General features: G+C 74.8%; 23 protein-coding genes and 4 tRNA genes. 19 read left to right on the top strand and 8 right to left on the bottom strand.

What is annotated here, in order from left to right:
• The first annotated feature begins 154 nt into the window (after nt 1-154).
• The gene (locus FN207_RS09695; RefSeq protein ID WP_185938271.1) at nt 155-784 is read left to right on the top strand and encodes a GNAT family N-acetyltransferase; all 630 of its coding nucleotides are present in this window, start codon (nt 155-157) and stop codon (nt 782-784) included.
• A gap of 64 nt (nt 785-848) precedes the next feature.
• Here the strand turns inward: FN207_RS09695 and FN207_RS09690 are convergent, their stop codons facing one another.
• Complete coding sequence (locus FN207_RS09690) at nt 849-1,253, bottom strand: PaaI family thioesterase (RefSeq protein ID WP_142458306.1); 405 nt, start codon at nt 1,251-1,253, stop codon at nt 849-851.
• 81 nt (nt 1,254-1,334) lie between these two features.
• Here FN207_RS09690 and polA point away from each other — a divergent pair, with 81 nt between their 5' ends.
• Nucleotides 1,335-4,073 (top strand): DNA polymerase I, encoded by a 2,739-nt coding sequence (gene polA / locus FN207_RS09685; RefSeq protein WP_142458305.1) that lies wholly within the window; start codon nt 1,335-1,337, stop codon nt 4,071-4,073.
• Nucleotides 4,074-4,246: 173 nt separating this feature from the next.
• Here polA and FN207_RS09680 read toward each other — a convergent pair whose 3' ends face one another.
• Nucleotides 4,247-5,086, bottom strand: coding sequence for a class I SAM-dependent methyltransferase (locus FN207_RS09680; protein ID WP_142458304.1), 840 nt, complete (start codon nt 5,084-5,086; stop codon nt 4,247-4,249).
• A 214-nt stretch (nt 5,087-5,300) separates the two neighbouring features.
• Here FN207_RS09680 and rpsA point away from each other — a divergent pair, with 214 nt between their 5' ends.
• Nucleotides 5,301-6,764, top strand: coding sequence for a 30S ribosomal protein S1 (rpsA, locus tag FN207_RS09675; RefSeq protein WP_142458303.1), 1,464 nt, complete (start codon nt 5,301-5,303; stop codon nt 6,762-6,764).
• 178 nt (nt 6,765-6,942) lie between these two features.
• Here the strand turns inward: rpsA and FN207_RS09670 are convergent, their stop codons facing one another.
• Nucleotides 6,943-7,230 carry a hypothetical protein gene (locus FN207_RS09670; RefSeq protein WP_142458302.1) on the bottom strand — a complete coding sequence of 96 codons (288 nt, stop codon included), beginning with the start codon at nt 7,228-7,230 and terminating at the stop codon, nt 6,943-6,945.
• A gap of 158 nt (nt 7,231-7,388) precedes the next feature.
• On the opposite strand from FN207_RS09670, the gene coaE reads away from it, so the two are divergent.
• Entirely contained in the window at nt 7,389-7,994 is a 606-nt protein-coding gene (gene coaE / locus FN207_RS09665) for a dephospho-CoA kinase (protein WP_142458301.1), read from the top strand.
• Between the two features lie 71 nt (nt 7,995-8,065).
• On the opposite strand, the gene FN207_RS09660 is transcribed toward coaE, so the two are convergent.
• The 4 genes from FN207_RS09660 to FN207_RS09645 all read right to left on the bottom strand — a co-directional run bounded on the left by FN207_RS09660 (nt 8,066) and on the right by FN207_RS09645 (nt 8,919).
• Nucleotides 8,066-8,140 (bottom strand) — tRNA-Val (locus FN207_RS09660).
• A gap of 49 nt (nt 8,141-8,189) precedes the next feature.
• Nucleotides 8,190-8,260 (bottom strand) — tRNA-Cys (locus FN207_RS09655).
• A 43-nt stretch (nt 8,261-8,303) separates the two neighbouring features.
• Nucleotides 8,304-8,376, bottom strand: a tRNA-Gly gene (locus FN207_RS09650).
• 93 nt (nt 8,377-8,469) lie between these two features.
• Nucleotides 8,470-8,919, bottom strand: a complete 450-nt coding sequence (locus tag FN207_RS09645) for an SsgA family sporulation/cell division regulator (RefSeq protein ID WP_142458300.1) — start codon at nt 8,917-8,919, stop codon at nt 8,470-8,472.
• A gap of 193 nt (nt 8,920-9,112) precedes the next feature.
• Here FN207_RS09645 and FN207_RS09640 point away from each other — a divergent pair, with 193 nt between their 5' ends.
• The 4 genes from FN207_RS09640 to FN207_RS09625 all read left to right on the top strand — a co-directional run bounded on the left by FN207_RS09640 (nt 9,113) and on the right by FN207_RS09625 (nt 11,260).
• On the top strand, nt 9,113-9,763 hold the full coding sequence (locus tag FN207_RS09640) for a sigma-70 family RNA polymerase sigma factor (protein ID WP_246065939.1): 651 nt from the start codon (nt 9,113-9,115) through the stop codon (nt 9,761-9,763).
• Entirely contained in the window at nt 9,760-10,674 is a 915-nt protein-coding gene (locus FN207_RS09635) for an anti-sigma factor domain-containing protein (protein ID WP_142458298.1), read from the top strand. The genes FN207_RS09640 and FN207_RS09635 overlap by 4 nt, the downstream gene beginning before the upstream one ends.
• Before the next feature lie 14 nt (nt 10,675-10,688).
• Entirely contained in the window at nt 10,689-11,162 is a 474-nt protein-coding gene (locus tag FN207_RS09630; protein ID WP_246065938.1) for a TIGR02611 family protein, read from the top strand.
• A gap of 26 nt (nt 11,163-11,188) precedes the next feature.
• Nucleotides 11,189-11,260, top strand: a tRNA-Val gene (locus FN207_RS09625).
• 62 nt (nt 11,261-11,322) lie between these two features.
• Here the strand turns inward: FN207_RS09625 and FN207_RS09620 are convergent.
• On the bottom strand, nt 11,323-11,871 hold the full coding sequence (locus FN207_RS09620; RefSeq protein WP_142458297.1) for a dihydrofolate reductase family protein: 549 nt from the start codon (nt 11,869-11,871) through the stop codon (nt 11,323-11,325).
• Between the two features lie 124 nt (nt 11,872-11,995).
• Here FN207_RS09620 and FN207_RS09615 point away from each other — a divergent pair, with 124 nt between their 5' ends.
• The 11 genes from FN207_RS09615 to FN207_RS09565 all read left to right on the top strand — a co-directional run bounded on the left by FN207_RS09615 (nt 11,996) and on the right by FN207_RS09565 (nt 21,608).
• Nucleotides 11,996-12,436 carry a hypothetical protein gene (locus FN207_RS09615; protein ID WP_142458296.1) on the top strand — a complete coding sequence of 147 codons (441 nt, stop codon included), beginning with the start codon at nt 11,996-11,998 and terminating at the stop codon, nt 12,434-12,436.
• Between the two features lie 51 nt (nt 12,437-12,487).
• Nucleotides 12,488-12,868 (top strand): HNH endonuclease, encoded by a 381-nt coding sequence (locus tag FN207_RS09610; RefSeq protein WP_185938270.1) that lies wholly within the window; start codon nt 12,488-12,490, stop codon nt 12,866-12,868.
• 20 nt (nt 12,869-12,888) lie between these two features.
• The gene (locus FN207_RS09605) at nt 12,889-13,425 is read left to right on the top strand and encodes an MOSC N-terminal beta barrel domain-containing protein (protein ID WP_142458295.1); all 537 of its coding nucleotides are present in this window, start codon (nt 12,889-12,891) and stop codon (nt 13,423-13,425) included.
• 99 nt (nt 13,426-13,524) lie between these two features.
• Nucleotides 13,525-15,582 carry a threonine--tRNA ligase gene (thrS, locus tag FN207_RS09600; RefSeq protein WP_142458294.1) on the top strand — a complete coding sequence of 686 codons (2,058 nt, stop codon included), beginning with the start codon at nt 13,525-13,527 and terminating at the stop codon, nt 15,580-15,582.
• Nucleotides 15,579-16,160 (top strand): HIT family protein, encoded by a 582-nt coding sequence (locus tag FN207_RS09595; RefSeq protein ID WP_185938269.1) that lies wholly within the window; start codon nt 15,579-15,581, stop codon nt 16,158-16,160. Before thrS ends, FN207_RS09595 begins: the two co-directional genes overlap by 4 nt.
• A gap of 2 nt (nt 16,161-16,162) precedes the next feature.
• A complete protein-coding gene (pgsA, locus tag FN207_RS09590) occupies nt 16,163-16,795 on the top strand; it encodes a phosphatidylinositol phosphate synthase (RefSeq protein ID WP_142458293.1) in 633 nt (210 codons plus the stop codon).
• On the top strand, nt 16,792-17,727 hold the full coding sequence (locus tag FN207_RS09585) for a phosphatidylinositol mannoside acyltransferase (protein WP_142458292.1): 936 nt from the start codon (nt 16,792-16,794) through the stop codon (nt 17,725-17,727). Before pgsA ends, FN207_RS09585 begins: the two co-directional genes overlap by 4 nt.
• A complete protein-coding gene (locus FN207_RS09580) occupies nt 17,727-18,947 on the top strand; it encodes a glycosyltransferase family 4 protein (protein WP_142458291.1) in 1,221 nt (406 codons plus the stop codon). Before FN207_RS09585 ends, FN207_RS09580 begins: the two co-directional genes overlap by 1 nt.
• Nucleotides 18,948-18,958: 11 nt before the next feature.
• Nucleotides 18,959-19,501 carry a type 2 periplasmic-binding domain-containing protein gene (locus FN207_RS09575; RefSeq protein WP_142458290.1) on the top strand — a complete coding sequence of 181 codons (543 nt, stop codon included), beginning with the start codon at nt 18,959-18,961 and terminating at the stop codon, nt 19,499-19,501.
• Nucleotides 19,502-19,573: 72 nt separating this feature from the next.
• Nucleotides 19,574-20,482, top strand: a complete 909-nt coding sequence (gene pdxS, locus FN207_RS09570) for a pyridoxal 5'-phosphate synthase lyase subunit PdxS (protein WP_142458289.1) — start codon at nt 19,574-19,576, stop codon at nt 20,480-20,482.
• Nucleotides 20,483-20,486: 4 nt separating this feature from the next.
• Nucleotides 20,487-21,608 (top strand): heparan-alpha-glucosaminide N-acetyltransferase domain-containing protein, encoded by a 1,122-nt coding sequence (locus FN207_RS09565; RefSeq protein WP_221888127.1) that lies wholly within the window; start codon nt 20,487-20,489, stop codon nt 21,606-21,608.
• Nucleotides 21,609-21,624: the final 16 nt, after the last annotated feature.

Here is a 21,624-nt window from a genome sequence, read left to right as displayed (position 1 = left end):
CGTCCCCGTTCCCTCGTCGCCGCACTGTGACCGAAGCGCGACACGCCGACCCACCCGTCGTCGTGATCACTCCCGTCCCAGGACCGGCGCGTCGGCGTGGTGGCCGGGGCCGCGGGGTGCACGCTCGGCGGCACCGTCCCAGGGGAGGGCTCCCGTGTCAGGAACCGGCCAGCGGTCCCGCGTCGTCACGCGCACGGCGCGACCCGACGACCTGCCCGCCGTCCTCGCGCTGGTGCGCCAGCACCGCGCCGAGGCGCACGCGGAGGGCGTCCTCACCGGTCAGACGCCCGGCGCGGCCGCGGCGGCGGGCTTCCGCCGGCTGCTGGCCGACAGCGCACACCGGGTCGTGCTCGCCGTCCTGCCCGGCGCCAACGCGGCGACGGCGGCCAGCGCGGGAGAGGTCGTCGTCGGCCTGGCCGTCCTGGGCCTGGACCCGCTCTCGGCGGTGCTCGGCGTCCCGCAGGTCACCGTGGACAACCTGGTCGTGCACCGCGAGCACCGCCGTCGCGGGACCGGCGCTGCGCTGCTGGCGGCCTCGGCCGCCTACGCCGCGGAGGTCGGCGCCGACCACGTCGTCGCGGCGGTCGGCGGGCACGAGGCCGAGCGGCAGCGGTTCTTCGCGCGGATGGGCTTCGCGCCGCTGACGACCCGCCGGATCGTGCCGCGCGAGACGCTTGCCCGCTCGCTGGCCGCCTGGCAGCGCGGCGGGGTGCCGGTGCCCCGCCGGCCGCTGCCGCGCCGGCGCCCGGTGCCGCCGGTCCTGCCCGCGGTGGGCATCCGGTAGTCCGGCCTCGCTGCAGGGCCCCACCGCGAGCGTGCGAGCGGTGGGGGGCAGCGGGGTCCCTACTTTAAGCCGGGAGGATCGCGCAGGTCAGGCGCGCGGTGGCGGTCGTCCGCCCGCGGTCGTCGCTGACCTCGATGAGGAACGTCGACAGGGTGCGGCCGGTGCGCGCCGGCGTGCAGACGGCGGTGACCGTGCCGGAGGTGGCCGCGCGCAGGTAGCTGGCGTTGAGCTCCACGCCCACGGCCTTCCTGCCCGGGCCGGCGTTGAGCATCGCCGCCCACGAGCCGATCGTCTCCACCAGCGAACAGGTCGCCCCGCCGTGCAGGAGGCCGAAGGGCTGCTGGTTGCCCTCCACCGGCATGGTCGCCACGAGCCGCTTCGGGTCGTAGTCGACGATCGTGATGCCCAGCTTGTCGTCGAGCGGGCTCGCCGCGCTCGGGGGCAGCCAGTCCGGGGGAGCGGAGGTCACGCCCGGCACGGTAACCAGCGCCGCGGCGCCGTCGCCTGCCGGACCTCGGACGGTCGTCCCCCGGACCTAGGATCGGCGGCGATGTCCGCTCCGGTCACCACCACCGCGCCCACCGCCCCCTCGAGCCCGGGGACGCGGCCACGGCTGCTGCTGCTCGACGGGCACTCCCTGGCCTACCGCGCCTTCTTCGCCCTGCCGGTGGAGAACTTCTCCACGACGACGGGTCAGCCGACCAACGCCGTCTACGGCTTCACGTCGATGCTGATCAACGTGCTGCGCGACGAGCAGCCCAGCCACCTCGCCGTCGCCTTCGACGTCGGCCGGCAGACCTTCCGCAGCGAGATCTACGCCGAGTACAAGGCCAACCGCAGCGAGAGCCCCACCGACTTCCGCGGCCAGGTCAGCCTCATCCAGGAGGTGCTCGCCGCGCTGCACATCCCGGTGATCACCGCGCCGGGCTACGAGGCCGACGACGTCATCGCCACGCTGACCGTGCAGGCCGTCGAGCAGGGCATGGACGTGCTCATCTGCACCGGCGACCGCGACGCCCTGCAGCTGGTCAACGAGCACGTGACCGTGCTCTACCCGCGCAAGGGCGTCTCCGACCTGACCCGGTTCACGCCGGAGGAGGTCGAGGCCAAGTACGGCCTGACGCCCCGGCAGTACCCCGACTTCGCCGCGCTGCGGGGCGACCCCAGCGACAACCTCCCCAGCATCCCGAGCGTGGGGGAGAAGACCGCGGCCAAGTGGGTCCGCGAGTACGGCTCCCTCGACGAGCTGGTCGACCGGGTGGACACCGTCAAGGGCAAGGTCGGGGAGAAGCTGCGCGAGCACCTGTCCTCGGTGCTGCAGAACCGGCGGCTCACCGAGCTCGACCGCTCCGTCGCCCTCGAGCTCGGCCCGCAGGACCTCGCCGTCCGCGCCTGGGACCGCAACGAGGTGCACACCCTCTTCGACAACCTGCAGTTCCGCGTCCTGCGCGACCGGCTGTTCGCCACGCTCACCAGCGCCGAGCCCGAGGTCGAGGGCGGCTTCGACGTCACCGCCGACGACGTCCCCGCCGGCGGGCTGTCCGCGTGGCTCGACGCGCACGCCCGCACCGGCCGCACCGGCCTGGTCTTCCGCGGCACGTGGGGCCGGGGGAGCGGGGAGCTGACCGGGCTGGCGCTGGCCGCCGCCGACGACCACTCCGTCTTCGTCGACCTCGGCCCCGACCTCGACGTCGCCGACGAGCAGGCGCTGGCCGACTGGCTCGCCGACCCGGCCACCGAGAAGGTCGCCCACGACGTCAAGGGCCCGCTGCTCGCGGTGTGGGCGCGCGGCTGGGACCTGCAGGGACTGGTCAGCGACACCGCGCTGGCGGCCTACCTCGCGACGCCGGGGCAGCGCTCCTTCGACCTCGGCGACCTGTCGGTGCGCTACCTCAAGCGCGAGCTCAAGGACGCCGCCGAGCCCGAGGGCCAGATGACCCTCGACGGGCTGGGGCCGAGCGAGGCCGACCTCGCCGCCGAGGCCGCGCACGCCGACGTGCTCAAGGCCGTCGCGGTCAACGACCTCTCCGACGCCCTCGAGCAGGTGCTCGGGCAGCGCGGCGGTGACCACCTGCTCGGCGAGATCGAGCTGCCGCTGACGCGCGTGCTCGCCGGCATGGAGCGCACCGGCATCGCCGTCGACACCGACCTGCTGCACGAGCTGCAGCGCGAGTTCGCCGAGGGCGTGGCCGCCGCGGCCGCCGAGGCCTACGCCGTCATCGGCAAGGAGATCAACCTCGGCTCGCCCAAGCAGCTGCAGGCGGTGCTGTTCGACGAGCTCGGCCTGCCCAAGACCAAGAAGATCAAGAGCGGGTACACCACCGACGCCGACGCGCTGACCGGCCTGCTGGCCACGACCGGGCACCCGTTCCTCGAGCACCTGCTGCGCCATCGCGACGTCACCCGGCTGCGCACCGTCATCGACGGACTGATCCCGATGGTCGACGACGCCGGCCGCATCCACACGACGTTCCAGCAGACGATCGCCGCCACCGGCCGGCTGTCCTCGATCGACCCGAACCTGCAGAACATCCCGATCCGCTCCGCCGAGGGCCGCCGCATCCGGCAGGCGTTCGTCGTCGGGCCCGGGTTCGAGTCGCTGATGACGGCGGACTACAGCCAGATCGAGATGCGGATCATGGCGCACCTGTCCGAGGACGCCGGCCTGATCGAGGCGTTCACCTCCGGCGAGGACCTGCACTCCTTCGTCGCCTCACGGGCCTACGACATCCCCATCGAGCAGGTCGACCCGGAGATGCGCCGCCGGATCAAGGCGATGAGCTACGGCCTGGCCTACGGCCTGTCCGCCTACGGCCTGGCCGCGCAGCTGCGCATCTCCACCGAGGAGGCGCGCGAGCAGATGCACGCCTACTTCGAGCGCTTCGGCGGGATCCGCGAGTACCTCGACGGCGTCGTCGACGACGCGCGGCAGACCGGCTACACCGAGACGACGCTGGGCCGCCGCCGCTACCTGCCCGACCTGACCAGCGACAACGGGCAGCGGCGTCAGATGGCCGAGCGGATGGCGCTCAACGCCCCGATCCAGGGCTCGGCGGCCGACGTCATCAAGGTCGCCATGCTCGGCGTCGAGCGGGCGATCACGGCCGAGGGGCTGGCCTCGCGGATGCTGCTGCAGGTGCACGACGAGCTCGTGTTCGAGGTGGCGCCGGGGGAGCGGGAGGCGCTGGAGACCCTCGTCCGCCGCGAGATGTCCGGCGCCGCCCAGCTGTCGGTGCCGCTCGAGGTGTCGGTCGGTCTCGGCGCCAGCTGGGACGCCGCGGCGCACTAGGCAGACCCTCACCCTCGACCGGAGGGTCAGGGTCCTCGCGGGATGCGGACCCGACTGCGGCGAAGTTGTTGTCCGATCAGGTCGCCGGACGGCAACTTCCCTGCAGTCGTCAGGTCCGGTCGGCCCTGCTCCACGTCCGGAGCGCACGAACCACGGGCCGGGACGCCGCAGCCTCAGGGTCGGTGGGCGACCAGCACCATCGTCCCCGGCACCAGTGCGCCGCGGGCCGGGGACCACTGGCCCCACTCCTGGGTGCGGCCGGGCGTCCACTCCGGCTCCACCAGGTCGTCGAGGACCAGGCCCGCGCCGACCACGGCCCGCACCCAGTCGCCGACCGTGCGGTGGTGCTCGACGTAGACGGTCCGGCCCTCGCCGTCGGTCTCCACGTACGGCCGCCGGTCGAAGTAGGACGAGACCACCCGCAGGTCCGCGGGGTCGGGGGAGTCCGGCAGCGGCCAGCGGAACGGGTGGTTGACCGACGCGGCGAACCGCCCGCCCGGGCGCAGCACCCGCGCCACCTCGCGCAGTGCGCCCTCGATGTCGGCCACGAACGGCAGCCCGCCGAACGCCGAGCAGACGACGTCGACGGAGGCGTCGGCCAGGGGCAGCGCGCCGACGTCGCCCTGGAGCAGCGGCACCGCGACGCCGGTGGACCGGTTGAGCTCCGCGGCACGGGCGAGCATCCCGCCGGAGAGGTCCAGCGCCACGACGTCGGCCCCGGCCCGGCGCAGCCACCGCGCGCACGGCGCCGACCCGCAGCCGACCTCGAGCACCCGGCGGCCGGCGACGTCGCCCAGCAGGCGGGCGTCGGCCTCGCGCAGACCCTCCGGGCACCACAGGAAGTCGACGTCGCCCAGGTCCTCGCCGTGCTCGGCGAGGTAGGCCGGTGCGGCGGCGTCCCACCAGCCGCGGTTGGCGCGCGCGGACTCCGCCGTGCCGGCCGGCCGGCGCTCGACGCCGCCGGCGGCGGGGTAGCCGTCGGGGCCGAGGGGGAGCTCGGGCGGCGGGGTCATGACACGCCCAGCGTGACACGCCGGGGGTGCCCGTCAGAGGTCACCCACCCAGGTGGACCCGGGTGCGCGCGCGTCCGTACCATGGGAATGCGCCAGAGGTCTGTCAGTGCTGTACCCGCAAGGGATCGGCGCGCGCCGGCTCTCCCCGCTCCCGCGGTCACCCGGCCGCGGTACCCCCGTCCCTACGCACCCCCCGTCCGGAGCACTCGACCACATGACCTCCACCCAGGTCCGTCCTGACAGCACCCCCGTGATCGCGGTGAACGACATCGGCACCGCCGAGGACTTCCTCGCCGCGATCGACCAGACGATCAAGTACTTCAACGACGGCGACATCGTCGAAGGCGTCATCGTCAAGGTCGACCGGGACGAGGTGCTGCTGGACATCGGCTACAAGACCGAGGGCGTCATCCCCTCGCGTGAGCTGTCCATCAAGCACGACGTCGACCCCAACGAGGTCGTCAAGGTCGGCGACGAGGTGGAAGCCCTCGTCCTCCAGAAGGAGGACAAGGAGGGCCGGCTGATCCTGTCCAAGAAGCGCGCCCAGTACGAGCGCGCCTGGGGCACGATCGAGGCCAAGAAGGAAGCCGACGAGGTCGTCACCGGCACCGTCATCGAGGTCGTCAAGGGCGGTCTCATCCTCGACATCGGCCTGCGCGGGTTCCTCCCCGCCTCGCTGGTCGAGATGCGCCGCGTCCGCGACCTGCAGCCCTACGTGGGCCGCGAGCTCGAGGCGAAGATCATCGAGCTCGACAAGAACCGCAACAACGTCGTCCTCTCCCGCCGGCAGTGGCTGGAGCAGACGCAGTCCGAGGTCCGCAGCGAGTTCCTCAACAAGCTCGCCCGCGGTCAGGTGCGCACCGGCGTCGTCTCCTCGATCGTCAACTTCGGCGCGTTCGTCGACCTGGGTGGCGTGGACGGCCTCGTGCACGTCTCCGAGCTGTCCTGGAAGCACATCGACCACCCCTCCGAGGTCGTCGAGGTGGGCCAGGAGGTCACCGTCGAGGTCCTCGACGTCGACCTCGACCGCGAGCGGGTCTCCCTGTCGCTGAAGGCGACGCAGGAGGACCCGTGGCGTCAGTTCGCCCGCACCCACCAGATCGGCCAGGTCGTGCCGGGCAAGGTCACCAAGCTGGTGCCCTTCGGTGCGTTCGTCCGGGTCGACGAGGGCATCGAGGGCCTGGTCCACATCTCCGAGCTGGCCGAGCGCCACGTGGAGATCCCGGAGCAGGTCGTGCAGGTCGGCGACGAGATCCTCGTCAAGGTCATCGACATCGACCTCGACCGCCGTCGCATCTCGCTGTCGCTCAAGCAGGCCAACGAGGGCGTCATCGGCGACGAGGAGCAGTTCGACCCCGCCGCCTACGGCATGGCCGCGTCCTACGACGAGCAGGGCAACTACATCTACCCCGAGGGCTTCGACCCGGACACCGGCGAGTGGCTCGAGGGTTACGAGGAGGCCCGCGAGACCTGGGAGCGGCAGTACGCCGAGGCCCAGGCCCGCTTCGAGGCGCACCGCAAGCAGATCGCCGCGGCCCGCGAGGCCGACGCCGAGGCTGCTGCCGGGGGCAACTACACCTCTGGTGTCGAGGCCGGCCCCGAGGCCGCCACGGGCGGCACGCTGGCCAGCGACGAGGCGCTCGCCGCGCTGCGCGCGAAGCTCGCCGGCGGGGAGTGACCCGCTGACCGTCGGCTGACGGTCTGATCGACGACAGAGGCCCAGGACCCGCGAGGTCCTGGGCCTCTGTCGTGCGCGCACCGCACCGGCGGGCGCAGGGGAGGGGTGCCCGCCCGCCGTCCCCGTCCGGGCGGGCACCCGGTCTGTGACGGCCCTCCGCGCGGGAGGGCCGCCGGGCTCAGAGGCTGAGGATGATCGCGAACGCCGAGCGCGGGCGGCCACCGGCGGCGGCCAGCGCCTGCCAGGTGTGGCGGCCGGCCGGGGCGGCGTCGAGCAGCCAGCGCAGGAAGGCGCTGCGGCGCGAGGGCGTCGCGGACTGCAGGGGCGTGGACGACTGCAGGGCGAGGCGCTCGCGGACGGCAGGCAGGTCGGCCACCCGGATGCCGCCGGCACGCTCCACCCGGTGCCGCCCCGGGGTGCGGGGGCCGGCGGGGGCCGTCACGACGGCGGTACGGGACTGCGACATCGTCAGTGCCTGCCTCTCTGGCTGCGTCCCCCTCCATGGGGAACCGACGAGGCGGACGTTAAGAGGAGGGGCGCGTGTGACTGGAGCGGCGCGCCGTGCTGGACGGGCAGGTGTTACCCGTCCGTGACCGCGGTCCGCGTGCTCGTTACCGTCCGTACGTGCTGCGCATCGGGTTGACCGGCGGGATCGGGTCGGGGAAGAGCACGGTGGCGGCGCTGCTGGCCGCCCGGGGAGCGCTGGTCGTCGACGCCGACCGGATCGCCCGGGAGGTCGTCGAGCCCGGCACGCCGGGGCTGGCCGCCGTCGTGGCGGCGTTCGGGCCCGGCGTGCTGACCGCCGAGGGGGCGCTGGACCGTCCGGCGCTGGCCTCGATCGTCTTCGCCGACCCCGAGGCGCGGGCCCGGCTGGACGGCATCGTCCACCCGCTGGTGCGGGCCCGGGCGCAGGAGCTCATCGGCGCCGCCCCGGCCGACGCCGTCGTCGTGCAGGACGTGCCGCTGCTGGTGGAGACCGGCCAGGCCGGCGCGCACGACCTCGTGCTCGTCGTCGAGGCCGACCTGGAGACGCGGGTGGCGCGCCTGGGGCTGCGCGGGCTGTCCGAGGAGGACGCCCGGGCCCGCATCGCCGCCCAGGCCACCGACGAGCAGCGGCGGGCCGTGGCCGACGTCGTCCTGGACAACAGCGGCGCCCCCGAGGACCTGGCCGGTCAGGTGGAGCGCTTCTGGGCCGAGCACGTGGCGCCGGCGGGAGGCGGGCGGGGCTGACCCCGCGGCAGGGGACGCGGCCCCGGAGATGACGAGAGCCCCGGACCGCTGGGGTCCGGGGCTCTGCGTGCTGGTGGGCGATACTGGGTTCGAACCAGTGACCTCTACCGTGTCAAGGTAGCGCTCTACCACTGAGCCAATCGCCCGAGTCCGGTCATCCGACCGGCCCGCTCCACCGCGCTTCGCGAGGAGGCGAGGTGGAGACGGGATTTGAACCCGTGTAGACGGCTTTGCAGGCCGTTGCCTCGCCTCTCGGCCACTCCACCGCACACACGGGCGCCGGTCTCGCGACCAGCGCCCGAGGTCCCGAGCGGACGACGGGATTCGAACCCGCGACCCTCACCTTGGCAAGGTGATGCTCTACCAACTGAGCCACGTCCGCGTTGCTGTCCTGCTGTCTTGCCGTGTCGCTGTCGTGCAGGGAGAACGATACCCGACCTCTGCAGGGGGTTTCACGGGGGGTCCCCCCGCGGGGTCAGCGCGCCCCGGGGTCGGCGCCGCCGCCGGAGAGCAGCGCGGCCAGCTCGTCGTCGACGTCGAGGGCTGCCGTCTCCTGCCCGGAGGGCACGAGCTCCTCGGTGCGCTGCAGGAAGGCGGCCACCGTGGCGCGGGACAGCTCGAAGAGCGCCTCGCCCGAGGGAGCGCGCAGGTGCAGGTAGAGGACGTCGCCACTGGTGCGCGCCGGCCAGATCCGCACGTCGCCGTCGCCGGCCGGCCGCTCGAGCCCGGCGGCCAGCAGCTCACGCCCCAGCAGCCAGGTGATGCCGTCGTCGACCGGCTCGCCGGCGTCGCCGAAGCCGATCCGCACCGCGAACGGGTCGGACACCGCGTAGGAGAGGGCGGCGGGCACCTCGGTCCAGGAGGTGGGCCCGACCAGGTACAGCGTCGTGGGGACGGTGTACCCGGGGGAGGAGCGGTGTGCCATGTCGCCTCGTTCCATGTTCCGTAGAACGACCGGATCGGCCGGATGTTGCGCCGACCGGTCTCCGGGCGTGTCGCCCGTGCGGGGGTGAGGTCGCCGGTGGCCGTCTGCTCGACCGGTCCGGGTGCCTCGACGGGGTGCACTACCCGGCGTGGTGAACCGTGACGCCTCCCTGTGGCGAACGGTACGTGTGACGATGGGAGCCGTGACGCGGCCGGCACGACGTCCGGAGGGCGACTCCGGTGACGCGGACCTGATCGCCCGCGTCCGCGCCGGCGAGCGGGGCGCCGTCGACGACCTCTACGACCGCTTCCGTCGGCCCGCTTTCTCGCTGGCCCGCCGGATCCTCTCCGACGACACCCTCGCCGAGGACGTCGTCCAGGACGTCTTCCTCACCGTCTGGCGCGACCCGTACGCCTACGACGGCGCCCGCGGCAGCTTCGCGTCCTGGCTGATGGCGATGGTGCACCACAAGGCCGTCGACGCCGTCCGCCGCGAGGAGTCCCACCGCCGCCGTCAGGGCCGCGCCGAGGACGACCTCGTGCTCAGCGCGCCCACGAGCGCCCGCGACGTCGAGGACGACGCCTGGACCCGGCTGGTGGCCGAGCGGGTGCGCACCGCCCTCGGCACGCTGCCCGACGCCCAGCGCGAGGCGCTGACCCTCGCCTACTACGGCGGCTACACCCAGCGCGAGGTCGCCGCCCTGACCCGCGCGCCGCTCGGCACGGTCAAGACCCGCATGCTCGCCGGGATGCGCCGGCTCAAGGAGGAGCTCGGCGGCGTCGCCGGGGGCACCGCCGGCGGCGCGCTCAGCGGCCCCGCCGCGGTCGACGGAGGAGCCCGGTGAACCCCCGCCACGACGACCACGAGCCCTACGACGAGCTCGCCGTCGGCTGGGCGCTGCACGCGCTCGAGCCGGAGGACGAGGCGCTCTTCGGCGCCCACCTGCCTGGCTGCCCCCGCTGCACCCGGACCGTCGCCGAGACCTCCGAGGTGATGGCGGCGCTGGCCGGCGACCTGCCGCAGGCCGAGCCGAGCGAGGGGCTGCGCGACCGGCTGCGCGCCGCCGTCGAGCAGACCGAGCAGCTGCCGCCCCCGCCCGGCGCCGAGCCCGCCGCCGAGCCCGCCGCCGACCTCCCCGCCGCGCGGCCGTCCGGCGCCACTGCAGCGTCCGGCGGGCGCCGGCGCACCGACGTGCCCGCGGCCACCGGCTTCCCCCGGTACGAGCCGCCGGTCCCGGTCCCGGTGCCCGACCCGGCCGCGCGGACCGCGTGGCGCCGGGTGCTGCCCAACGCCCTCGTCGCCGCCGCCGTGGCCGCGATCCTGGCGCTGGGGACGTGGAACGTCGTGCTCAGCTCCGCCCGCGACGACGCGCAGGCGGTCGCCACCGAGCGGGCGGAGGTCCTCGACGCGCTGCTGCAGCCGGGCCGGGCGGCCATCGCGCCCGTCTACCGCGACGGCGACGGCGAGCACGTGGCCACCGTCGTCGCCCGCGAGGGGCAGCTGCAGGTCGTCGCGGACGGCCTGCGGGTCAACGACAGCAGCGACAGCGTGTACGTGGTGTGGGGGATGGCCGAGGACACGCCGGTGGCGCTCGGCACCTTCGACGTCGTCTCCCCACAGACCGACCTCCGGACCGTAGGCTCCGCCTCGACCGGGCTGGACGGCTACGCGGCCTACGCGATCAGCATCGAGCCCGGTCGGCAGATGCCGTCGGGACCGACGGACGTGGTGGCGAGCGGGCAGGTGACCAGCTGAGCGGACAGGACACGGTGGCCCCGCCGCCTCGGGAGCGGAGGGCACGACCGACCGCGGAGGAGCGGCGGGAGCAGTACGCGAGCGACGGGCACCACAGCCTGCGCGAGCGGATCGCCGACACCGGCTGGCGGCGGCGCCTGGGCGCCCGCCGCTCGCTCGACCACGCCTACCGCGTCGTCGTGGGCATCGTCGGCGGGCTGATCGTCGCCGTCGGCCTGGTCACCATCCCGCTGCCCGGCCCCGGCTGGCTCACCGTCATCGCCGGCCTGTTCGTCCTCGCCTCGGAGTTCACCTGGGCCGAGCGGCTGCTGGAGTACACCAAGCGCAACGTCAAGGCCTGGACCGACTGGCTCGGCCGCCAGCCGGTCTGGATGCGGCTGGGCATCGGCGCGCTGACGGCGGCCTTCGTCTACGGCGTCCTGGTGGTCGTGCTGCACGTGATGGGCGTGCCCGACTGGGTGCCGGGGTGGGTGCCGCTCTGGCGGTGACCGTCTGGCATCATGGACGGCGCAGCGGGCGATTGGCTCAGTGGTAGAGCGCTTCGTTCACACCGAAGAGGTCACTGGTTCGAACCCAGTATCGCCCACCCGCACGAGAGGCCCGGGTCCCCGCGAGGGGCCCGGGCCTCTGTCGTGCCGGGGGTGGTCGTCAGGCCGCGGGGCCGTAGGTCAGGTGTGCCACCCCGTTGCTCAGCGCCTCGACGCCGGCCAGGGACAGCTTGGTCTGCGGCCGGCCCTCGGGGAACAGCCGGATCCCCGAGCCGACGGCGACCGGGTAGACGTAGAGGTGCAGCTCGTCGACCAGGCCGTCGTCGACCAGCGCGCGCACCAGGGTGGCGCTGCCGCTGACGTAGAGGTCGTGGTCGGCCTTGAGCTCGCGGATGCGGCCGGCGTCGTAGCCGCCGAGGGTCGTGGAGTTGCGCCACACGCCCTCGGCGTCGGCCAGCGTCGAGGAGACGACGTACTTGGTCGTGTCGTTGAAGAACGGCGCGCCCGGGTCCTCCTCCGCGGTCCGTGCCGACCACGCCGGGGCGAACATCTCGAAGGTGGTGCGCCCGAGCAGGATGCCCGTGGCCGGCGCGGTCAGGGCGCCGATGGAGGCGGCCAGGTCGTCGGGGAAGCCGTAGTCCATCGTCCACATCGGCGCGTCGACGACCCCGTCGACGGTGGTGAACTCGTGCACCCGGATGACGCCCATGTCTGTGCTCCTCGCGAGGTCGGTCGGCCGCTGTCGGGCCGGGTCGGTGGGTCTCGGAGGGTCAGACACTGGCCGATCCGGTCACTCATCGGTGGCGGACCCGCCGTGCTGCGACGATGCGCCGGTGACCTCCACGCCCGGGCCCGACGCCTACACACTGCGCGCCGTCGTGGAGCTCGAGGTGGCGTTGGAGGCCGGGACGGCGGTCGACGCCGCGCACGCCGTCGTCGGAGACCTCGCGCTGCAGGCCTTCGGCCCGGCCGTGTTCGGCTGGATCGGCGAGGCGCTGGCCGCCGAGGGCCGCGAGCCGGACCGGTGGGACGTCCTCTTGGCCGACGACGGCCTCGCCGACCGGGTGCTGGCGCACCTGCGGGACCGGATGGGCGACGACGACGCGGTGCCGGACCCGCCGTCGCAGGACCTCGTCTGGTCGGCGTACCCGCCGGGGGTCGACCCCGGCCGCGCGCGGTTCCGCAGGGCCGTGCGCCGTCGCCGGCAGAGCGCGCTGATGGCGGCGGTCGTGCCGCGGCGGCACCGCGTGGCCGGGCGGCACCGCCGCGACTGAGTGGCCGATCCCTCAGGCGCGCGGGCGCGGTGCGGGCGCACCATGGAGGGGATGGCACTGGACAGGGCCGCCCGCCTCGAGGCGGCCGTGGAACGGGACGGCTCCACCTGCATCTGGTGCGGCCGCGCCCTCACCGGGCAGGTGCCCGCCACCACCGAGCACGTCGTGCCACGGGTCAAGGGCGGCCCGTCGTGGCTGGAGAACGAGGTGGCCGCCTGCGGGCGCTGCAACGGCGAGCGGGGGCACACCGCGCCGGTCGAGTGGCTGGAGGAGTGTCTGCGCCGCGGCTGGCCGGCCGACGAGGCGCGGCTGGCCCGGGTCCTCGCCGACCTGGCCGCCGCGATCGCCGTCCGCGGTGGGCAGCGCAGGGCCCGGCCCTACCTGGAGTCCCAGCTCCGCCGGCTGCGTCGACGCGGGGCGCTCGCCGCCTGACCCGGCCGTAGCGTGACGGGGTGGCCACCGTCGTCGGCATCTCGGTCTACCCCGTGCGCGGCTGCGCCGGGACGGCGTTGCAGCGGGCCGACGTCGGCCCGTCCGGGCTGAGCGGTGACCGGGCGTGGGCGGTCGTCGCCGACGCCACCGGGGAGGTGGTCCGCGGGAAGCACGCGCCCGCCCTGGCCGGCGTCGCGGTGACCGGCGACCCGGCCGCCGACGCCGCCGCGGTGGCCCAGGCGCTGGGGGAGCCGGTGCGGCTGGAGCCGCTGGCCGCGCGTCCCGACGGCGGCGCGGCGGTGCACCTGGTCTCCCGCCAGGCGCTGGACCGGGCGGCCGCGGGGGTCGTCCCGTCCGGGTGCGGCGCCGAGGACCCCCGCGCCAACCTCGTCCTCGACCTGCCCGCCGACGACGAGCGCTCCTGGGTGGGCCGGCGGCTGCGGCTGGGCACGGCGGTGCTGCAGGTCACCCGGCTGCCGAAGCACTGCCTCGGCGTCTACGCCGAGGTCGCCGAGCCCGGCACGGTCGCCGTCGGCGACGAGGTCGTCCCGGCGTAGTCGGGTGCCCGGCCCGGGGCGGGGCGCTCGTTAGGCTGGCCGGTGCGCGTCCGCCCCGGCGGACGCCCTGCCGAGCACCTCGCACCCCCAGGAGACCCCGTGTCCGCCGCGCCCCGTCCTGCCGCAACCACCCTCGTCCGGGTGCCGGCCGGGACGACGGCCGAGCAGGCGCTCAAGGACGCCGGGGTGCCGCTCAAGGGCCCCGACGGCGCGGTCGTCGTCCGGGACGCGGCCACCGGCGACCTGCGCGACCTGGCCTGGGTGCCCGGCGACGACGCCGAGGTCGAGCCGGTGCCGGCCGCCAGCCCCGAGGGTCGCGCGGTCATCCGCCACTCGGCCGCGCACGTGCTCGCCCAGGCCGTGCAGGACCTCTTCCCCGGCACCCGCCTGGGCATCGGCCCGCCGGTGGAGAACGGCTTCTACTACGACTTCGACCCCGAGAAGCCGTTCACCCCGGAGGACCTGCAGGCGCTGGAGAAGCGCATGCAGCAGATCGTCAAGGCCGGCCAGCGCTTCTCCCGCCGGGAGATCAGCGACGACGACGCCCGCGCCGAGCTGGCCCACGAGCCCTACAAGCTCGAGCTGATCGGCCTCAAGGGCGGCGCCGGGGACACCGAGGGCGCCGACGTCGAGGTCGGCGGCGCGCAGCTGACCATGTACGACAACCTCGACGCCCGCACCGGTGACCGCGTGTGGACCGACCTGTGCCGCGGCCCGCACCTGCCGCGCACCTCGACCATCCCGGCGTTCAGCCTCACCCGCTCGGCGGCCGCGTACTGGCGGGGCAGCGAGAAGAACCCGCAGCTGCAGCGCGTCTACGGCACCGCGTGGGAGAGCCGCGAGGCGCACAAGGCGTACCTGGAGCAGGTGGCCGAGGCCGAGCGCCGCGACCACCGCCGGCTGGGCACCGAGCTGGACCTGTTCAGTTTCCCCGACGAGATCGGCTCGGGGCTGGCCGTCTTCCACCCCAAGGGCGGCGTCGTCCGGCGGGAGCTGGAGGCCTACAGCCGGCAGCGGCACGAGGAGGGCGGCTACTCCTTCGTCAACACCCCGCACATCACCAAGGCGGCGCTGTTCCAGACCTCCGGTCACCTCGAGTGGTACGCCGACGGGATGTACCCGCCCATGCAGCTCGACGAGGAGCGCGACGCCGAGGGCCACGTGCGGCGGCAGGGGCAGGACTACTACCTCAAGCCGATGAACTGCCCGATGCACAACCTGGTGTTCCGGTCGCGCGGCCGGTCCTACCGGGAGCTGCCGCTGCGGCTGTTCGAGTTCGGCACCGTCTACCGCTACGAGAAGTCCGGCGTCGTGCACGGCCTGACCCGGGCCCGCGGCTTCACCCAGGACGACGCGCACATCTACTGCACCCCCGAGCAGATGGCGGGGGAGCTGCGCGGGCTGCTGGACTTCGTGCTCGGCCTGCTCGCCGACTACGGCCTGTCCGACTTCTACCTGGAGCTGTCCACCCGCGACCCGGAGAAGTCCGTGGGCACCGACGAGAGCTGGGAGGTGGCCACCGAGGCGCTGCGCCAGGCCGCGGTCGACTCCGGGCTCGAGCTCGTGCCCGACCCGGGCGGCGCGGCCTTCTACGGCCCGAAGATCTCCGTGCAGGCGCGTGACGCGATCGGCCGCAGCTGGCAGATGTCGACCATCCAGGTCGACTTCAACCAGCCCGAGCGGTTCAACCTGGAGTACACCGCCGCCGACGGCTCCCGCCAGCAGCCGGTCATGCTGCACCGCGCGCTGTTCGGCTCGATGGAGCGCTTCTTCGCCGTCCTCACCGAGCACTACGCCGGCGCCTTCCCCGCGTGGCTGGCGCCGGTGCAGGTGGTCGGCATCCCGGTCACCGACGACCAGGTCGGCTATCTCACCGACGTCGCCCTGCGGCTGCGCGCCCGCGGCATCCGGGTCGAGGTCGACGACTCCGACGACCGCATGCAGAAGAAGATCCGCAACGCCAGCAAGCAGAAGGTGCCCTTCGTGCTCATCGCGGGCGCCACCGACGCCGAGGCCGGCGCGGTCTCCTTCCGCTACCGCGACGGCAGCCAGCGCAACGGCGTGCCGGTGGCCGAGGCCGTCGAGGCCGTCGTCGCCTGGGTCGCGGCGCGGCACAACGCCGACCCCACCGCCGACGCGCCGCTGGAACGGCCGTGACCGTCGGTCCGGACGGCTTCACCGTCCCCGTCTCCAGCGACGACGGCGGCCCGGCCACCGTCTTCGAGCACCTGTGGACGCCCTACCGGATGGCCTACATCCGCGGCTCGGGCAAGCCCACCGGCGAGCACGACTGCCCGTTCTGCCTCATCCCGGCGATGGCGGACGAGGACGGGCTGGTCGTGGCGCGCGGGGAGACGGTGTTCGCGGTGCTGAACCTCTATCCCTACAACGCCGGGCACCTCATGGTGGTCCCCTACCGACACGTGCCCGACTACACCGACCTGACCGATCACGAGGTCGCGGAGCTGGGCGCGTTCACGCAGACGGCGATGCGGGTGGTGCGGCAGGTGACCGGAGCGCACGGGTTCAACATCGGCATGAACCAGGGGTCGGTCGCCGGCGCCGGCATCGCCGACCACCTGCACCAGCACGCGGTGCCCCGCTGGGGCGGGGACACCAACTTCATGCCGGTCATCGGCCTGACCCGGGTGCTGCCGCAGGTGCTCGCCGAGACCCGCACGCTGCTGGCCGCGGCCTGGCCGGGCGCCGTCCGGCCGGCGACGGCGGGGGACTGACCGTGCTGGGGGCGGGCGCCCGGGCGGCCGTGGGCCGGTTCTGGGCACCGGTGGTGTCGCGGCTGGCGCGGGCCGGGGTGACGCCGGACGCGATCACCGTCACCGGCACGGTCGGCGCCATCGCCGCGGCCGTGGGGCTCATCGCGCACGGCGTCCTGTTCTGGGGCGCGTTCGCCGTCACGCTGTTCGTGCTGCTCGACATGCTCGACGGCGCTCTGGCGCGGGCCCGCGGTGGCGGCTCGGCGTTCGGCGCGGTGCTCGACTCGGCCTGCGACCGCGCCGTCGACGCCGCCGTCTTCGGGGCGCTGGTCTGGTGGTACACCGGCGCCGGTGACGACCGGCTGCTCGCGCTGCTCGCCCTCGTCGGCCTGGTCCTCGGGGTGCTGACCAGCTACATCAAGGCCCGCGCCGAGGGCGTCGGGATCCCGTGCGACGTCGGGCTGGTCGAGCGCACCGAGCGGCTGATCCTGGTGCTCACCGGGACCGGGCTGACCGGCCTGGGCCTGCCGTACGCCGTCGACGTGGGGCTGTGGCTGCTCGTGGTGGGCGGCGCGGTGACCGTCGCCCAGCGCGTGGTCGCCGTGCGCCGGGGCGCGCAGGGCCGGTCGCTGACGCCGTCGGCCCCCGCCTCGTGAGCGGTCTGCGGGCCCGGGCCACAGCCCGGCTCACCGACCTCGGGTACGCGGCGGGCTGGCAGGCGGTGCAGCGGCTGCCCGAGCCGGTGGCCCGTGGCGCCTTCGACGCCGCCGGGCGGTACGCCGCCGGCCGCGCGGGCCGCGGCGCCCGCCAGCTCAAGGCCAACCTGCGGGTGGCCACCGGCGGGAAGCTGGCCGACGACGAGCTCGACGCGCTCACCGCCCGGGCGCTGCGCTCCTACGCCCGCTACTGGCAGGAGGCCTTCCGGCTGCCGCGGCTGCCGCGGGAGCGGATCGTCGCCGACACCGTCCACTCCGGCGTCGAGCACTTCGAGCGCGCCCGGGCCGAGGGCCGCGGCCTCATCGCGGCCCTGCCGCACAGCGGGAACTGGGACGCCGCCGGCGTGTGGCTCGTCGACTGGCTCGGCGGGCCGTTCGCGACCGTCGCCGAGCGCCTGCAGCCGGAGTCGCTCTTCCGGCGGTTCCTCGAGTACCGGGAGTCCCTCGGCATCCACGTGCTCCCGCTGACCGGGGGAGAGCGGCCCAGCTCCGCCGTGCTGCGCGAGTGGCTGGCCGGCGGCGGATTCAGCTGCCTGGTCGTCGACCGCGACCTCGGGCCCAGCGGGGTGCCCGTCGAGCTCTTCGGCCGGCCGACGACGATGCCCGCCGGCCCCGCGCTGCTGGCCGCCCAGACCGGCGCCGCCCTGCACCCGGCGATCTGCCGCTTCACCGAGCGCGGGTGGGAGTTCGTCATCCGGCCCGAGGTGCGCGTCGACGGCCCGGGCCGGCTGCGCGACCGGGTCGCCTCGGGCATGCAGGGCGTGGCCGACGCGTTCACCGCCGACCTCGCCGTCCGCCCCGAGGACTGGCACGTGCTCGGCCGGATCTGGGCCGATGTGCCGCCGGACCCGCCCGCGGGGGAGCGCCGCTGATGCGCATCGGCCTGGTCTGCCCGTACCAGTGGGACGTCCCCGGGGGCGTCCAGTACCACGTGCGCGACCTCGCCGACACGCTGCGCGGGCTGGGCCACCACGTGGAGGTGCTGACCCCCGCCGAGCACGAGGAGTCGCTGCCCGACCGGTGGGTCACCTTCGCGGGGCGGACCGTGCCGGTCCCCTACAACGGCTCGATGGCCAGCGTGCAGTTCGGGCCGGTCTCGGCGTCCCGGGTGCGCCGCTGGCTGCGCGAGGGGCACTTCGACGTCGTCCACGTGCACGACCCGGCGCCGCCGTCGATCGGCCTGCTGGTCTGCATGATCGCCACCGGGCCGATCGTGGCCACCTTCCACGCCGCCACCGTGCGGTCGAAGTGGCTGGCCGCGTGGGGGCCGGTCGTGCGGCCGTGGCTGGAGAAGATCACCGGCCGGATCGCCGTCTCCGACTTCGCCCGCCGCGTGCAGGTCGAGCACCTCGGCGGCGACGCGGTGATCATCCCCAACGGCGTGCACGTGGACCCCTTCGCCGACGGGCCGACGCTGCCCGGCGTGGAGCGCGGTGTCGACGGGCCGACCATCGGCTTCCTCGGCCGCTACGACGAGCCGCGCAAGGGCCTGCCGGTGCTGTTGGAGGCCATGCGCACCCTGCTGCGCGAGCACCCCGGCGCCCGGCTGCTGGTAGCCGGCCGCGGGGACCCCGACGCGCTGCGCGGGGGCCTGGCGGAGGACCTGCGCGCGCACGTGGCGCTGCTCGGGGAGATCTCCGAGGCCGACAAGGCCGCCTTCCTGCGCTCGGTGGACGTCTACTGCGCGCCCAACCTGCTCGGCGAGTCCTTCGGCGTGGTCCTCATCGAGGCGATGGCCGCCGGCGCGCCGATCGTGGCCAGCGACCTCGACGCCTTCTCCCGGGTCCTCGCCGACGGCACCGCCGGGGTGCTCGTCCGGCGCGGCGACAGCGCTGCGCTGGCTCGGGCGCTGTCGGACCTGCTCGCCGATCCCGCCCGCCGGGCGGCGCTGTCGGCGGCCGGCCGCGAGGCGGCGGCCGCCTACGACTGGCAGGTCGTCGCCCGACGGGTGCTCGCCGTCTACGAGACCGTCGTGCTGCCCGGTGCCGGTGAGGTGACCGCCACCGACGACGAGGCGTGGGCAGAGGTGGCCGGGGTGACCGCTCCCACTGACGGGGTGTTGCCCTCCCTGCTGCGGCGCGTCCGGCGCTAGCGTGACCGGTCGTGACGCCCGACGCCTGGCTGCTGCTCGCCGTGGGCGTCGTCGTGCTCCTGCTCGCCGCCTGGACGGCCTGGACGCTCACCCGGCTGCGGCGTCTGGAGGCCCGCGTCGCCCGCGCCCGGGCGGTGCTCGACGACCGGCTCCGGCACCGCGCCGCGCTCGCCGAGGACCTCGCGTCCGGCTACAGCGCCGCGCTGGGTGAGGACCGCGCGAGCCGGCTGAAGACCGCCGCGTACGAGGCCCGCGAGACGCCGGCCTGGGACCGCGAGCTGGCGGAGAACGCCCTCGGCCGGGAGCTGCGGGCGCTGCCGCCGGACGTGCCCGGGGTGCCGCGGGAGCTGCTGGCCGACCTCGCCGAGGCCGACGCGCGCATGGGCCTGGCCCGGCGCTTCTACAACGACGCCGTCCGCGACACCGCGATGCTGCGCACGCGGCGGCTGCCCCGGCTGATGCGGCTGCACGCCGACCGCCCGCTGCCGCGCTTCTTCGACGTCGAGGACGGCCTGGACGCCGTTCCGCTGGGAGCCGGGGTCCCGCGCGGCTGAGCAGGTCCCCGGCGGAACTACGGTGGGAGGACCCGCAGGACGGACCCGCGGGGCCGATCCCTGGAGCTCTCCGTGACGCACGCCGACGTCCCCGCCGTCCCCACCACCGGCACCGCGCGCGTCAAGCGCGGCCTGGCCGAGCAGCTCAAGGGCGGCGTGATCATGGACGTCGTCACGCCCGAGCAGGCCCGCATCGCCGAGGACGCCGGCGCGGTCGCCGTCATGGCGCTCGAGCGGGTGCCCGCCGACATCCGCGCGCAGGGCGGCATCGCGCGGATGAGCGACCCCGACATGGTGCAGGGGATCATCGACGCGGTGTCCATCCCCGTGATGGCCAAGGCCCGCATCGGCCACTTCGTCGAGGCGCAGGTGCTGCAGACGCTCGGCGTGGACTACGTCGACGAGTCCGAGGTGCTCACCCCCGCCGACGAGGCGCACCACATCGACAAGCACGCGTTCACCGTGCCGTTCGTCTGCGGCGCCACCGACCTGGGTGAGGCGCTGCGCCGGATCTCCGAGGGCGCGGCGATGATCCGGTCCAAGGGCGAGGCCGGCACCGGCAACGTCGTCGAGGCCACCCGGCACATGCGGGCGATCCGAGCCGGGATCCGCCGGCTGGCGACCCTCGACGAGACCGAGCTGTTCGTCGCCGCCAAGGAGCTGCGCGCGCCGCACGACCTGGTCGTCGAGGTCGCGCGCGCCGGCAAGCTGCCGGTCGTGCTGTTCACCGCCGGCGGCATCGCCACCCCCGCCGACGCGGCGATGATGATGCAGCTGGGCGCCGAGGGCGTCTTCGTCGGCTCGGGCATCTTCAAGTCCGGCGACCCCGCCCAGCGCGCCGCCGCGATCGTCCAGGCGACGACCTTCCACGACGACCCCGAGGTGATCGCGAAGGTCTCCCGCGGTCTCGGCGAGGCGATGGTCGGCATCAACGTGGACACGCTCCCGGAGTCGCAGCGCTTCGCCTCCCGCGGCTGGTGAGTGCGTGACGGCGCAGCGGGAGGCTCCCGAGCGCACCGGCGCGCCCGCCGGTCCGGGGCCGGACGCCGTCCCCGGACGGCGGATCGGCGGCCTCGACCTCGCCCGCGGGCTCGCCGTCCTCGGCATGTTCGGCGCCCACCTCGGCGACACCGGCGACCTCGGCTGGGAGCCGGCCACGTGGCGGGCGCTCGTCGACGGCCGGTCGTCGATCCTGTTCGCGACGCTGGCCGGGATCTCCGTCGCGCTCCTGTCCGGTGGCCGCACCCGCCTCGACGGGCACGACCTCGCCCGGGCCCGCACCCGCGTGCTGGTCCGGGCGGCCTGGGTGTTCGCCATCGGCGGGGTGCTGGAGCTGCTCGACACCTTCGTCGCGATCATCCTCGGCGTCTACGCGGTGCTCTTCGTCCTCGCGCTGCCCTTCCTGCGCTGGCCGCCGGCCCGGCTCCTGCTCGCCGCGGGTGTCGTCGCCCTGGCCGGCCCGCCGCTCGCCCTCGCGGTCGGGCGGTACGCCACCGCCCGCGGCGAGGCGGACGGCGCCTTCGCGTTCCTGCTGTTCACCGGCCACTACCCGGCAGCGGTCTGGCTGGCCTTCGTGCTGGTCGGGATGGCGGTGGGCCGGTCGGACCTGGGATCGGCCCGGCTGCGCGCGGGCCTGGTCGCGGGCGGGGCCGCCGCCGCGGTCCTCGGCTACCTCGGCGGCCGACTCAGCACCCGAGAGTTCGCGCCGGGGGAGCGGCTCGCGGGGATCGAGGCCGGCTTCGGCTCCTCCGGGACGTGGGACCCGGCCTGGTTCGCCGGGGCGGAGCCGCACAGCAGCACACCGTTCGAGGTGGTCGGCTCGGGCGGGTTCGCCGTCGCCGTCATCGGGGTGTGCCTGGTGCTGGCCGACGTGCTGCCGCGGCTGACGTTCCCCCTCGCCTCGGTGGGCGCCCTGGCGCTGTCGGTCTACACCGCGCAGATCGTCGCCATCCGCGTGGTGGACGCCGACTACGCCGCCGACTGGGGGCTGTGGGTGCGGTTCAGCCTGAGCGCCGTGCTGCTGGCCACGGTGTGGCGGCTGCGGCTGGGGCGCGGCCCGCTGGAGCGGCTGCTGACCTGGAGCTCGCAGCGGGCGGCCGGCCCGTGAACCGCCCTGCCGTGTC

This window comes from Geodermatophilus aquaeductus, assembly GCF_900182545.1.
In the GTDB taxonomy this organism is placed as follows: domain Bacteria; phylum Actinomycetota; class Actinomycetes; order Mycobacteriales; family Geodermatophilaceae; genus Geodermatophilus; species Geodermatophilus aquaeductus.
The sequence above is the reverse complement of the archived record's forward strand: the minus strand, read 5'-3'. Positions and strand labels throughout refer to the sequence as shown.

Excerpts from the sequence above, each read along its gene's own strand:
- FN207_RS09645 (WP_142458300.1), bottom strand. The coding sequence starts at position 8,919 with ATGGCACACCGCTCCTCCCCCGGGTACACCGTCCCCACGACGCTGTAC.
- polA (WP_142458305.1), top strand. The coding sequence starts at position 1,335 with ATGTCCGCTCCGGTCACCACCACCGCGCCCACCGCCCCCTCGAGCCCG.
- FN207_RS09640 (WP_246065939.1), top strand. The coding sequence starts at position 9,113 with ATGGGAGCCGTGACGCGGCCGGCACGACGTCCGGAGGGCGACTCCGGT.
- FN207_RS09620 (WP_142458297.1), bottom strand. The coding sequence starts at position 11,871 with ATGGGCGTCATCCGGGTGCACGAGTTCACCACCGTCGACGGGGTCGTC.
- FN207_RS09580 (WP_142458291.1), top strand. The coding sequence starts at position 17,727 with ATGCGCATCGGCCTGGTCTGCCCGTACCAGTGGGACGTCCCCGGGGGC.
- FN207_RS09670 (WP_142458302.1), bottom strand. The coding sequence starts at position 7,230 with ATGTCGCAGTCCCGTACCGCCGTCGTGACGGCCCCCGCCGGCCCCCGC.
- rpsA (WP_142458303.1), top strand. The coding sequence starts at position 5,301 with ATGACCTCCACCCAGGTCCGTCCTGACAGCACCCCCGTGATCGCGGTG.
- FN207_RS09610 (WP_185938270.1), top strand. The coding sequence starts at position 12,488 with ATGGCACTGGACAGGGCCGCCCGCCTCGAGGCGGCCGTGGAACGGGAC.
- FN207_RS09680 (WP_142458304.1), bottom strand. The coding sequence starts at position 5,086 with ATGACCCCGCCGCCCGAGCTCCCCCTCGGCCCCGACGGCTACCCCGCC.